We start from the raw sequence: 12,229 nt of genomic DNA on the forward strand, positions 1-12,229 counted from the left end.
CGGCGTCAGGACGCGGCGACGCGAAGCCTGAGCGCGTCGCGGCGTTCGATGCGCGCCTGGCCCCGGCAGTCGAGAATGGCCGACTGACTGCCCAGCCATTGCACGCGCGCGCCCGGACAGTCGGGGGCGTCGGCGATCAGACCCGTGTAGAGCCAGCTGGGCGGGCGGCCGGGCCGGGGCACGAAGACATCTGAAAACACCGCGACGGCCGCGAGCGCAACGAGGCCGAGCGCCAGCAGCCGCAGCGGCGTGAACAGTCCGATGGTGCTCTGAAAGACGCCGTCGAAGGCTGCGGCAGGACCCTGTCGCACGACGTTGGTGGTCACCGCGATCGAGGCCGCGATCAGCAGGATGGCAAGCGCTGGACCGAGCACCATGAGCAGCGGGTTGAAGGCCCCCATCACTACATCGGTCGGTGACGCGACCGCGAAGTAATTCAGCCCCCAGGTCATGTAGAAGGCCGTGGCATGGGCGATGGCGCTGGCCAGAAAGGCGATGCCCGACGCAGTGCTCAGGCTCTCGACGACCCACAGCAGGGTGATCTTTCGTTTCGGCTCTGCTGGCTCGGGCATGAGGGCTCGCGCGGGACGCCGCGATCGAGCGGCAGGGTATTCAAGCGTGACGGTGCGGCCGCCGCAACCGCACCGCCGGCGAGGCCGCGCAGCTATCCCGGAATCGCCCTGACTGTGCGGATGGCGCCGCCGACCCATAGCAGAGCGAAGACCGTCGCCGTCATGACCCCATAGGCCACGAGCCCGCCGAACGCGCCTCCGGGCAGGGCGGCGAGCAGCAGGCTGTCGTTACCGCCGGGGATCAGGCTCGCGCCCACGGCCATGACCGTCCCTCCGCCGAGCGAGCGGATAAAGGCCACGGGGCGCGGCGGCCGAAGCACGAAGGATCGCCGCTTCATTCCCGACGCCACGGCGCCCGCGCACAGTAGGGCGAACATGAGCAGGCCAAGCGCGGTCGCCGACATGAACGGCATGCCCCCTTGCGGCGCGGCGACGCGGATGGCGTCGGCCAGCGTCCAGCCCGGTGCGGCGGCGAAGAGGAAGGCTCCCGCGACCCCGAGCACGGTCATGGCGCCCCGACCCGACCAGCGATCCGCCTCCGCGCGATCGCCGAGGCTCCGCAGGATCGCCCAGCCCAGCCAGACGGCGACGCAGAAGCCGATCAGGACCAGCATGGAGACCTCCGACGGATGTCCCAGCAGATTGGGGCGGCTTGGCGAGGCCTGGGCCCGAAAGGCGTCGGCGACGACGAACCCTAGGAACAGTCCGACGGGCAGGCCCAGGTAGCTGAAACGGCCGTCGCCAATCCGCGAGATGCTGCCCAGCAGACAGGCGCGGTTCAGCACCGCCCCGGTCCCCAGCAACACCGCCCCGGCGACGAGACCTCCTGTCACCGCGCGATCCGGGGTCAGGGCGACGACGCCAGACCAGGACAGCGGCAGCCAGACCAGCCCCGCCGTCGCCGCCGCCACTCCGAACCCGAGCAGCATCGTCGGCCGCCGGTCCTCCAGCACCTGGCGAGCCGCCAGGACGGCGCAGGTCGTGCCTTGATTGAGCGCATAGCCCATGACGAAGGCGCTCAGCGCCGCGAGGCCCGCCAGGCCCAGGTTCCAGATCATGCGCGGTCGATACTCCCCTACCGTCCGTTCGCCGGCGTCGGTCGAAAGGCTACGCGGACTTGCGGGCGGTCGCGAGACGCCGCATGGAGCCGCATGGCTCCCGCTTCGCCCTCCGCTCTCGGCCGCGTCCTGATCATCGCAGGATCCGACTCCGGCGGCGGCGCGGGCGTCCAGGCGGACATCAAGGCGGTGACCGCGATGGGGGGATATGCCGCCACCGCCATCACGGCGATCACGGTGCAGAACACCTTGGGCGTCCACGGCGTGCATCCCTTGCCGCTCGACCTGATCGAGGCCCAGGCGCGGGCGGTGCTGGACGACATCGGCGCCGATGCGATCAAGACCGGCATGCTGGGGTCGGTCGCCGTGGTGGAGCGGGTGGCGGCCATCCTGGACACGTCCGAGGCCCCCGCAGTCGTCGATCCGGTCATGGTGGCCAAGGGCGGCGCGGCCCTGCTGGACGCCGACGCGGTGGAGGCGGTCAGGTCGCTGATGGTCCCGCGCGCCGCGATCCTGACGCCGAATGCGCCCGAGGCCGAGGCCCTGACGGGCATGCCGGTGGCTGATCTCGACGGCCAGCGTCGCGGGGGCGAGGCGCTACTCCAGATGGGCGCTCGCGCCGTCCTGATGAAGGGCGGGCATGTCGACGGACCGACCGTTGTCGACCTCCTGCTGACCCCGTCTGGCGAGACGCTGCTGGAGGGGCCTCGCATCGAGACGACCTCGACCCACGGCACGGGCTGCACCTTGGCCAGTGCGGTCGCCGCGGGGCTGGCGCAGGGACGGCCGGTCGAGAGCGCTGTCGCCGAAGCCTGGGCCTATGTGTCGGAAGCGATCCGTCGAGCGCCGGGGCTGGGCCGCGGACACGGGCCGCTGGATCACGGATGGCCCCTGAGAGACCGGCGATGAGCGCGGCGCTGGAGGCCCGGCTGGTCGAGATCGTGCGCGCAGACGCCGACCTGATGCATGTGCTGACGATGGCGCGCTCGCTGAACCTGCCGGACTGGCGCATCTTTTCCGGGGCCGTCTACCAGACGGTCTGGAACGCGCTGGGCGATCACCCGGTGGGGTATGGGCGCAAGGACTATGACCTGGGCTACTTCGATCCAGAGACGTCATGGGACGCCGAGGACGTCGTCATCCGCCGCGCCGCCGCCGCCTTCGAGGAGCCATTCCGGAGCCAGGTCGAGGTGCGCAATCAGGCGCGGGTGCACCTGTGGTTCACGGACCGCTTCGGCGAAGACTATGAGCCTCTGACCTGCACGGACGAGGCCTTGGGCCGGTTCGTCGCTCCGGCGTTCGCGGTCGGCATCCGGCTAGAGTGCGACGATCGGATATCGGTCGCCGCGCCGTTCGGCCTGGAGGACGTGTTCGACCGTGTGATCCGGCCCAATCCGAACCGGCCCCGTGCGCGGGGCTGGGACCGGGCGGTCGGCAGCGCCGTCGCCCGCTGGCCGGAGGTGCGGGTCATCGAGTCAGCCTAGGCTGGTTCCGCTGCGTGCGCCTGGGCCAGGGCGGCGAATAGTTCGTCGCGCGAATAGGGTTTGCGCAGCAGGGGCCAGGCGGCCCCTGCCAGGTCCGCGTCCACGTCCTCGCCCGCGTAGCCGGAGGCCAGCAGAATGCGCATGGACGGATACAGCTCGGCCGCGCGACGAGCGAGGTCGAGGCCCGTCATGCCGCCCGGCATGACCACATCGGTCATCATGATGTCGAAGGCCTGTTCCTGAAGCCGTTGGAGCGCCTCGGGACCGTTCTCCGCCGTTGTGACCTCCAGGCCGTTGGCGGTCAGCAGGTCGACCGCTATGGCGGCCACAGCGGGATCGTCCTCGACCAGCAGCAGGCGTCCAGTGACGGCGTCTGCATCGGTCCGGGCGGGCTCGGTGACTGTCTCCGCCTCGACCCCGGGTGGCAGGAAGATCTCGACCGTCGTGCCCTCGCTAGGCGCGGAGGTCAGCCGCACGCCGCCGCCGCTCTGCCGGGCGAAACCATAGACCTGGCTGAGGCCCAGCCCCGTGCCCTTGCCGACCGCCTTGGTGGTGAAGAAGGGCTCGAAGACCCGCCGCCGCGTCTCCTCGTCCATGCCGATGCCCGTATCGGTCACGCTGACGCAGACGTAGTCGCCCGCTGCCAGTTCAGGGATCTCGCCCTCGACCACGCGACAGTGTCGGGTCTCGACCCGGATCGAGGCTGCTGCGCCGTCTCCTTCGGCGACGGCGTCGCGCGCATTGACGATAAGATTCAGCAATGCCGCCTCGAACTGGCCGGGGTCGACGACCACCCGAGCACCGCCGCGCTTCAGTTTCAGGTGATACTCGACGGCCTCGCCGACGGCGCGTCTCATCAGGGGGTCGCTCTGGCGGACCAGGGCGTTCAGGTCGACCGGCTCGGGCCGCAGGGTCTGGCGCCGCGAGAAGGCCAACAGCTGGTGCGTCAGCCGCTCTCCGCGCCGGGCCGCCGCCAGCGCCGCCTCGCCCATCTTCTGGCGCCGGTTCGCGTCGTCGGGCGAACGCAGGATCATGTCCAGCGCGCCGATGACGACCGTCAGCAGGTTGTTGAAATCGTGCGCCACCCCGCCGGTCAGGCGGCCGACCGCCTCCATGCGCTGGGCATGCATCAGGTCGGCCTCGGCCTTGGCCTTTTCCGCCAGGGCTTCTCCCACGCGCTCTTCCAGAAGCTCGTTGATGCGCTTCAGGTCCTGCTCGGCGCGCTTGGCGTCGGTGATGTCCAGGTTGACGCCGATATAGCCCTGGAACTTCCCGGCCGCATCGAAGCGGGGAACGCCCTGGCAGCGCAGCCAGCGTTCGCCCAGATGCGGGTGAGTGACGCGGACCAGACCATCGTAGGGCTCACGCCGGTCGAAGGCACCGCGGTAGTCCGCCTCGAAGGCGGCATGGTCGTCCGCTGACATCATGCCGGTCCAGCCGCCTTCCAGCGGTCGGTCCGCGACCAGGAAGAAGGTGCGGTAGGCCCGGTTGGCGAACATCACCTTGCCTGTCTCGTCGCCCATCCAGATCGGCACCGGGGCGCTGTCGGCCACGGTGCGGAACCGGGCTTCGGACTCGGCCAGTCGCCGCTCGGCCTGCACCCGCGCCGTGTCGTCGCGGAGCGTCAGCACGGCCCCGATCGTGCGTCCGTCGGCGGTGCTTACCGGCCGGGTGTTGCCCACCGCGATGACCTCGGTTCCGTCCGGGCGGCGGATGCGCCAGCGGGCGTCGGTGATGGTCTCGCCATAGCGGACAGTGCGAGCCAGCGGCAGGTCCTCGGGCGGATAGGGTCGGCCGTCCTCGGTGAACAGGTGATACGCGTTCGCGTAACCGGCGGGCGTGACCCCAAGTTCGGCCACGCCATGGTGTCGACGCGCGGCTTCGTTGACGAAGACGATCGCGCCCTCGGGATCCGTGACGATCACGCCTTCGGCCAGCTGGCTCAGGATGGCGTCGCGTTCGGCCATGGCGGTGGCCAGGCGCTCATTGCTCTCGCGGATATCGGTGACGTCGAAAGCTACCCCGACGAAGCCCAGCACCTGGCCGCCCGCCCCAAGCCTCGGTCGCGAGAAGGATTTCAGCCAGCGATAGGCGCCGTCTTGACGCCGATAACGCGCTTCCATCGAGAACGGCTCGCCGGTCGCCTCGCCAGCCAGGGACTCCGTGATGATCCGCTCGTGGTCGTCAGGGTGGATGACGTCGCGCCAGTTGGCCAGACGCGCCTCTTCGTAGGTCCCGCCATTGTAGTCGACATAGGCCTGGTTGACGAAAGCGCGGGTGCGATCCTGGGCGGTGACCCAGATCAGGACGGGCGCTGTGTCGGCGATGTCGCGGAAGCGGGCCTCGCTTTCGCGCAGCTCGGCCTCGGCGCGGGCGCGCTCGACCTCGGACCAGGTCCGGTCCGCCACGTCGGAGATCAGAGCGACGTCTTCCGACGACCAGACGCGCGGCCTCGCGTTGTGGACATACAGGAAAGCCCGCATCTCGCCGGCGCGGAACAGGGGCGCGGCGACGAAGGACTGGATCTGGGACGCCGCCAGCGATTTGGCCGCGCTGGCGCTGCGCGCGTCTCCAGCGACGTCGTCGACCGCGACGGTCAGGCCCAGGAACAGTTCGGCCATGACGCCTTCGCCCAGATCCGGCACGCGGATGCGGCCGGCGATGCTGGGCACGCCCTCGGTCCAGTCCGGCATCAGCACGATCGTCTGGCGATCCTCAGAGAACTCGCCATAGCCCACGCGAGAGGCACCGAGCATCCGGCCGAGCACGCTCTGGACATGGTCCATGATGGCCGAGGGGTCCTCCAGCTCGCGCACCCCGTCGCTCAGCTCCAGGAGGAAACGTTGGCGGCGTTCCTGGGTGGCGAGCGCATCGAGAGCCACGCGGGTCTCGGTCACGTCGAACGACAGTCCGACATAGCCGAGGAACCGACCCTCGCCGTCGAAACGAGGGTTCACCGACACGCGCATCCAGCGCCAGACGCCATCGTGCCTTAGGAACCGGCATTCGAAGCTGTAAGGGGATGTGGTGGCCCGCGCTTCGGCCTGGATGGCGTTGACCCGGGCGATGTCGTCCGGATGGACCGACTGCTTCCAGACCTGTCCGAGGAAGGTCTCGCCGGACTGGCCGTAGAAGGCCTCGAGAGCCCGGTTGACGAACTCGACGTTGCCGTCCGCGTCGGTCAACCAGACCGGGGAGGGGGCCGTATCGGCCATCAGCCGGAAGCGGGCCTCGCTTTCGCGCAGGGCGACCTCGGCGACCTTGGCCTCGGTGACGTCGGTGTGAACTCCGACCCATTCGAGGATCCGCCCGTCCTGGTCCAGCGTCGGGACGGCGCGGATGGCATAGGTGCGGTATTCGCCCGAAGCCGTGCGCACCCGGTGCTGGAAATCGAAGGTCCGCCGCTCCGCCACTGCCGCGTTCCAGGCGTCGACAGTGGGCTGGGCGTCGTCGGGGTGGACGGCGTCGGACCAGCCATAGCCCTGATACTGCGACCGTGACTGGCCCGTCAGCGCCGCCCAGCCGGGCTGGTCACCGTCCATCCGGCCCTCTGCCGTATTGGTCCAGAGGATGCCCCGGACGGCGTCGACGGCGGTCCGGAACCGTTTCTCGCTCCTCAGCAGGGCCTCGTCGGAACCGCCCAGCGCGGCGATAGTCTCGTCCAGTCGACGGACGGTCTTTCGCAGGGAGGCCGCGACCAGGGTCAGGAACAGCCCGACGATCAGGAAGTTGACGGTCGCGATCCGGCCCATCGGATTGCCGATGCCGACCCCGGTCGCACCAGGTCCGGCGACGATCCACCCGCCCAGCAGGCAGGCGAGCGTGGCTGCAATCCCGGCCGTCCGTCCCCCCGTCAGGGCCGCGAGCGCAACAGCGGGCAACAGGATGATGAAGCCGGTGACCTGGCCGTAGAAGGCCTGTCCCGCCCAGCGCACGAACAGAGCAGCGGCGGCGAACCCCAGACCGATCAGGACGCTATGCCACCACGGGCCGGCCAGGCTGCGCGCCAGGCGGGCCAGGACGGCCTCGGGCGTCCACGCCCCGGTCCGGCCGTCCTTAGTCGCCAAGACTTCCCCCGTCACAAGCGCGCGCGATGAACGGCAACGCTTTCGCTCCGTGTGCGTTCCCTACGCCTCGATACCCCGACTTGGGGGGTTTGCGCATCCCGTTGGCCACACCCACCTAGGTCTCATCCGTGACCAAGGAGCGACCCATGACCGCAGCGACCATCAACACCGGACTGACCAAGGCCGAGCGCGTCGACGTGGCCCGCGAACTGACCAAGGTCCTGGCTGACAGCTTCGCCGTCTACATGAAGACCCACGGCTATCACTGGAACGTGCGTGGGCCTGAGTTCTTCACCCTGCACACCCTGCTGGAACAGCAGTACCGCGACATGTGGGAGGCGCTGGACGAGATCGCCGAACGCATCCGGGCGCTGGGCGAGTTCGCGCCCCAGGGCTATGCCACCTTCGCCAACCTGTCCTCGATCAAGGACGGCGATCCGGACAACGACGCCACGGCCATGCTGAAGGAGCTGATGAAGGACCACGAGACCGTCATCGCCACCTGTCGCGCCGCGATCGAGTCGGCCGATGAAGACGGCGACGACGTGACCGTCGACCTGCTGACCCAGCGTCTGGGAGCGCACGAGAAGTTCGCCTGGATGCTGCGCTCCACCCTCGGCGGCCGCTGAGACGTGACGCAGGGGTAAGGCTCTGTCAGAAAGCCGCCGTGAATCCCTGTTAGGCGGCAGGAATTGTCGGCGGTTGTCGCCACAACGCGCGAGCCTGAATGCTTCCTGATCCCGCCAGTGTTATCGCCCAAGTTGGCCGCGCCGTGCGCGGACATCGGCTGCTCGCGGCCGCTCCGGCGGTTCTGGCGGCCTTCGGGGTGGCGGTGGCGGCCAGCTCGGCGGCGCGTCCGGACTTCGCACGCACAGCGGAAGCCATCGCGCGCCTGACGCGGGGCGACTGGACGCAGGTCGGGCTTCTGGCCGTGTCTTCACGCATGGACGCCGCCCAGATCGCGCTCGCGGCCCGCTTCGATCCCAACGATCCGCAGCCCACCCCGCTGGGCCTGACGCCGGGATGGGAGAGCCTGACCCTGGCGGGCAAGCCGGGCTTCGAGCTTGGGGCTTCGGGCCGCGACGCCCAGCGCCTGAACGCCGCCATGCCGGCCGCGATCGGCGCGCTGCGACCCGCGCGGCCCTTCGCCTTCACGCCCGCCAGCGAGGCGGACCGGGCGCGCGCCCTGCGCTGCCTGACACAAGGCATCTATTACGAAGCGGCGCTGGAGAGCACCAAGGGCCAGGAAGCCGTCGCCCAGGTCATCCTGAACCGCGTGCGCGACCCCAACTATCCCAACACCGTCTGCGGCGTGGTGTTCGAGGGTGCTGAGCGAGTGACCGGCTGTCAGTTCAGCTTCACGTGCGACGGCTCGCTGGCGCAGCAGCCCGTGGCCTGGGCCTGGAACCGGGCCCGCGTGGTGGCCGAGCGTGCGCTCGCCGGGCACGTGGCGACCGAGGTCGGCACCGCGACCCACTATCACGCCGACTACGTCCACCCCTGGTGGTCGCCGACGCTGGCCAAGATCACCCAGATCGGGGCCCACATCTTCTACCGTTGGAAAGGCCTGGCCGGAGAGACCGCCGCCTTCCAGCAACGCTATTCCGGCAACGAGCCCGTCATCGACGAGGGCCGTTTCGCCCGGCCCCGCCTGCGCTCGCCGGAGCTGCAACTGGCATCCGACGTCGGTGGCAGTGACGCCGAGGTGCTGGCCGACGGCGGCATGAACCTTCGTACCGTCGAGATCGACGGCCGCACCCGCGTCGTCGGCGTGGCCAGCCTTGGGGGGCGTCGCCCCCCAACGGCCGACCAGATCGCCGAAATCAACGCCCGCCTCGCCGCGTTCGAAGCCCCGGCTCCGGCGCAGCCGGCTGCTTCCCCGCCGCCCGGCGTGGTGACCATGGACGTCGAAGAGGTGGGACGTCCCGCCTCCTGATCCGCGCGGCGACGTGCAACCAGTCTCAAGCTGAAGCATTCAGTCACGGTCGGGCCGCGGCCTCGCTTGGAGCCCTTCGTGCCTGCCGCCAGCCTTGCGCCCCATGAAGACGAGAGACTGAAGGCGCTCCGGGCCTACGGAATCCTCGACACCGGCCCTGAACAAGCGTTTGAGGACATTGTCTCGCTTCTCGCCGAGGCATTCGAAGCTCCCATCGCTCTTGTGAACCTGATCGAGTCCGACCGGGCGTGGTTCAAGGCGTCTGTGGGCACTTCGGGCATGACCGGCAGTTCGCGCGAAGTCTCCTTCTGCGCCCATTCTATCGCCAGTGGCCGGGACCAACTGGTGGTGCCCGACGCCACGACTGATGCTCGGTTCGCTGACAATCCGCTCGTCACGGGCGAGCCGCAACTGCGGTTCTACGCCGGTCATGTACTGCGCACCCCCGAGGGTCATGCGCTGGGCGCGCTGTGCGTGCACGACATCAAGGCCCGCCCGGACGGCATCACGCCTCTACAGTCCCGAATGCTGGAAGTGCTGGCTGGCCAGGTCATGGCCCAGTTCGAGCTGCGCCGCGCCGTCAAGGAGCGCGAGGAGGGCGTCAAGGCTCTGGCCGAAAGCGAGTCCAAGTTCCGAGCCATCGCCGATTCCATGCCGCAGATGGTGTGGTCGACCCTGCCGGACGGCTTCCACGACTACTACAATGCCCGCTGGTACGAGTTCACGGGCGTCCCGCCGGGTTCCACGGATGGCGAGGGCTGGAACGGCATGTTCCATCCCGAGGATCAGGAGCGGGCCTGGGCGCGCTGGCAGCATTCGCTCCAGACCGGCGAGCTTTACGAGATCGAGTACCGCCTGCGCCGTCACGACGGCGTCTATCGCTGGACGCTGGGCCGGGCGCAGCCGATCCGTGACGAACACGGAAGCATCACACGCTGGTTCGGCACCTGCACCGACATCGACGATCTCAAGCGCATGGAGCAGGGCAAGGAACTGCTGAGCCAGGAGCTGTCCCACCGCATCAAGAACATCTTCGCGGTGGTCTCAGCTCTGATCGCCCTTTCGGCACGCGAGCACCCCGAGGCCAGGGCCTTCGCCTCGGCGGTGCGTAACCGGATCAACGCCCTGGCCCGCGCTCACGAGTTCGTGCGGCCGCACTCCGAGGTGTCAAAGCCCACGGTGGGGGACACGACGCTACACACCTTCCTGGGCGCCCTGTTTCGTGCCTATGCCGACGGCGACGGTCGCCCGCGCGTGCGGATCGAGGGCGAAGACGCCACTTTCGACGATCAGGCCGCGACCTCCGTGGCCCTGCTCTTTCACGAGTTGGCGACCAATGCTGCCAAATACGGAGCCCTGTCCGCTCCTGGCGGCCACGTCCTGTTGCGGACCCGCAAGGCCGGTGATCGTTTCGTGCTGACCTGGACCGAGGTCGGTGGGCCGGAAGTCTCGGAAATTCCGGCGCGGACGGGCTTCGGGACCTCTCTGGCGACCCTGTCGGTCGAGGGACAACTGGGCGGACGGCTGGAACGCCAGTGGCTGCCCGGGGGTTTGGTGGTCGAGGCCGATCTGCCCGCGACCGCGCTGTCGCGCCGCAGGGCAGCGCTCAAGTCGACATGAAACGAAACGGCTCAGGTTGCGTTCGCAATCGTACAGAGACCAGCCGAAACGGTAACATCAGAAGGCCATGACTGCGCGTATCCTGATCATCGAGGACGAGGCCCTTGTGGCCATGGAACTCCGCTTCGTGCTGGAGGACCTGGGCCATGAGGTGGTCGGAACCGCGGCTGACGCTCGGTCAGCGCGCGCTCTGGCGGCCGAAACCGAGGTCGATCTGGCGCTGGTCGACATCCACCTTTCGGACGGGGCAACCGGCATCGAGCTGGGCCGTGAGCTGGGTCAGGTCAGTGGCATCACCATCCTGTTCATGACGGCGAACCCCGGCATGGTGCGCGACGGTGTGGCGGGCACCATCGGCGTGCTGACGAAGCCGACCGATGAACGCGCGGTTCAAAAGGCCGTGGACTACGCCCTGCGTCGTCGCAAGGGCGTGCCCGTCGACTACGCCCCGCCGGAGCTCCAGCTGTTCGGCTGAGGCCTACCAGACCCCGATCTTTTCAGCCTCGCGGTGGCTGATGGGGTGGTGCGCCCGGGCGTGATCTTCCTCAGCCAGCAGCCGTGACACCTCCAGCGCGGCCATGCAGCCCATGCCCGCCGCCGTCACCGCCTGGCGATAGACGTCGTCGGTGACGTCACCGGCGGCGTAGACGCCTTCGATGCTGGTCTGGGTCGTGCCGGGCTTGACCACCAGATAGCCGCCTGCCTTGGTCTCCAGCTGGCCCCGGAACAGGTCCGACGACGGCGCATGGCCGATGGCGATGAAGACGCCGTCGCAGGAGCGTTCGTGCAGGGCGCCTGTCTTCACATCCTTCAGCCGCACCCCGGTGACGTTGGACGCCACGCCGTCGGTCTGGCCCAGGATCTCGTCGACCTGGTGGTTCCAGACCACCTCGATCTTGGGATTGGCGAACACCCGGTCCTGCAGGATCTTCTCGGCCCGAAACTCGTCCTTGCGGTGCACCACCGTGACCTTGGACGCGAAGTTGGTCAGGAACAGCGCCTCTTCGACCGCCGTGTTGCCGCCGCCCACCACCACGACCTCCTTGCCGCGATAGAAGAAGCCGTCGCAGGTCGCGCAGGCCGAGACGCCGAAGCCCTGATACTTCGCCTCGCTCTCCAGCCCCAGCCACTTGGCCTGGGCGCCCGTCGAGATGACGACGGTCTCGGCCAGCAACTCCGCCCCCGAATCCAGCTTCAGATGAAAGGGCCGCTTGGACAGATCGGCGGACACGACGATGTCCTCGATGACCTCGGTGCCGACGTGCAGCGCCTGGGCCTTCATCTGCTCCATCAGCCAGGGACCCTGGATGGTCTCGGCGAAGCCGGGATAGTTCTCCACGTCGGTGGTGATGGTCAGCTGGCCGCCGGGCTGGATGCCGGCGATGACGATGGGGTTCAGGCTGGCGCGCGCGGCATAGATGGCGGCGGTCCAGCCGGCGGGACCGGAACCGATGATGGCGACGCGGGTGGTGCGGGGGCTGCTCATGATCTC

The 12,229-nt window shown here is 68.9% G+C and carries 10 protein-coding genes; 6 read left to right on the forward strand and 4 right to left on the reverse strand.

Annotated features, from left to right (window positions below):
• Positions 1-5: 5 nt before the first annotated feature.
• On the reverse strand, positions 6-572 hold the full coding sequence (locus Q333_RS0112410) for a hypothetical protein (protein ID WP_029417368.1): 567 nt from the start codon (positions 570-572) through the stop codon (positions 6-8).
• A gap of 92 nt (positions 573-664) precedes the next feature.
• The gene (locus Q333_RS0112415) at positions 665-1,630 is read right to left on the reverse strand and encodes a YeeE/YedE thiosulfate transporter family protein (RefSeq protein WP_029417369.1); all 966 of its coding nucleotides are present in this window, start codon (positions 1,628-1,630) and stop codon (positions 665-667) included.
• Between the two features lie 93 nt (positions 1,631-1,723).
• Here Q333_RS0112415 and thiD point away from each other — a divergent pair, with 93 nt between their 5' ends.
• Both thiD and Q333_RS0112425 read left to right on the forward strand, forming a co-directional pair.
• Entirely contained in the window at positions 1,724-2,539 is an 816-nt protein-coding gene (gene thiD, locus Q333_RS0112420; protein ID WP_029417371.1) for a bifunctional hydroxymethylpyrimidine kinase/phosphomethylpyrimidine kinase, read from the forward strand.
• Positions 2,536-3,114: a nucleotidyltransferase family protein gene (locus Q333_RS0112425; protein WP_029417372.1), complete on the forward strand. Its 579-nt coding sequence runs from the start codon at positions 2,536-2,538 to the stop codon at positions 3,112-3,114. Before thiD ends, Q333_RS0112425 begins: the two co-directional genes overlap by 4 nt.
• On the opposite strand, the gene Q333_RS17070 is transcribed toward Q333_RS0112425, so the two are convergent.
• On the reverse strand, positions 3,111-7,181 hold the full coding sequence (locus tag Q333_RS17070; RefSeq protein WP_051651296.1) for a PAS domain S-box protein: 4,071 nt from the start codon (positions 7,179-7,181) through the stop codon (positions 3,111-3,113). The two genes, Q333_RS0112425 and Q333_RS17070, sit on opposite strands and share 4 nt — an antisense overlap.
• 146 nt (positions 7,182-7,327) lie before the next feature.
• On the opposite strand from Q333_RS17070, the gene Q333_RS0112435 reads away from it, so the two are divergent.
• The 4 genes from Q333_RS0112435 to Q333_RS0112450 all read left to right on the forward strand — a co-directional run bounded on the left by Q333_RS0112435 (position 7,328) and on the right by Q333_RS0112450 (position 11,212).
• A complete protein-coding gene (locus Q333_RS0112435; RefSeq protein WP_029417376.1) occupies positions 7,328-7,810 on the forward strand; it encodes a Dps family protein in 483 nt (160 codons plus the stop codon).
• 98 nt (positions 7,811-7,908) lie between these two features.
• Positions 7,909-9,117, forward strand: a complete 1,209-nt coding sequence (locus Q333_RS0112440) for a cell wall hydrolase (RefSeq protein ID WP_051651297.1) — start codon at positions 7,909-7,911, stop codon at positions 9,115-9,117.
• 78 nt (positions 9,118-9,195) lie between these two features.
• The gene (locus Q333_RS0112445) at positions 9,196-10,737 is read left to right on the forward strand and encodes a sensor histidine kinase (RefSeq protein WP_084176100.1); all 1,542 of its coding nucleotides are present in this window, start codon (positions 9,196-9,198) and stop codon (positions 10,735-10,737) included.
• A gap of 67 nt (positions 10,738-10,804) precedes the next feature.
• Positions 10,805-11,212 (forward strand): response regulator, encoded by a 408-nt coding sequence (locus tag Q333_RS0112450; RefSeq protein ID WP_029417381.1) that lies wholly within the window; start codon positions 10,805-10,807, stop codon positions 11,210-11,212.
• Positions 11,213-11,215: 3 nt separating this feature from the next.
• Here the strand turns inward: Q333_RS0112450 and trxB are convergent, their stop codons facing one another.
• The gene (trxB, locus tag Q333_RS0112455) at positions 11,216-12,223 is read right to left on the reverse strand and encodes a thioredoxin-disulfide reductase (protein WP_029417383.1); all 1,008 of its coding nucleotides are present in this window, start codon (positions 12,221-12,223) and stop codon (positions 11,216-11,218) included.
• Positions 12,224-12,229 lie beyond the last annotated feature (6 nt).

The organism is Brevundimonas bacteroides DSM 4726 (genome assembly GCF_000701445.1).
GTDB lineage: Bacteria > Pseudomonadota > Alphaproteobacteria > Caulobacterales > Caulobacteraceae > Brevundimonas > Brevundimonas bacteroides.

Bases quoted from the DNA above. Each gene is read 5' to 3' on its own strand.
- Q333_RS0112440 (WP_051651297.1), top strand. From the start codon at position 7,909: ATGCTTCCTGATCCCGCCAGTGTTATCGCCCAAGTTGGCCGCGCCGTG.
- thiD (WP_029417371.1), top strand. From the start codon at position 1,724: ATGGCTCCCGCTTCGCCCTCCGCTCTCGGCCGCGTCCTGATCATCGCA.
- Q333_RS0112450 (WP_029417381.1), top strand. From the start codon at position 10,805: ATGACTGCGCGTATCCTGATCATCGAGGACGAGGCCCTTGTGGCCATG.
- Q333_RS0112425 (WP_029417372.1), top strand. From the start codon at position 2,536: ATGAGCGCGGCGCTGGAGGCCCGGCTGGTCGAGATCGTGCGCGCAGAC.
- Q333_RS0112435 (WP_029417376.1), top strand. From the start codon at position 7,328: ATGACCGCAGCGACCATCAACACCGGACTGACCAAGGCCGAGCGCGTC.
- trxB (WP_029417383.1), bottom strand. From the start codon at position 12,223: ATGAGCAGCCCCCGCACCACCCGCGTCGCCATCATCGGTTCCGGTCCC.
- Q333_RS0112415 (WP_029417369.1), bottom strand. From the start codon at position 1,630: ATGATCTGGAACCTGGGCCTGGCGGGCCTCGCGGCGCTGAGCGCCTTC.
- Q333_RS0112410 (WP_029417368.1), bottom strand. From the start codon at position 572: ATGCCCGAGCCAGCAGAGCCGAAACGAAAGATCACCCTGCTGTGGGTC.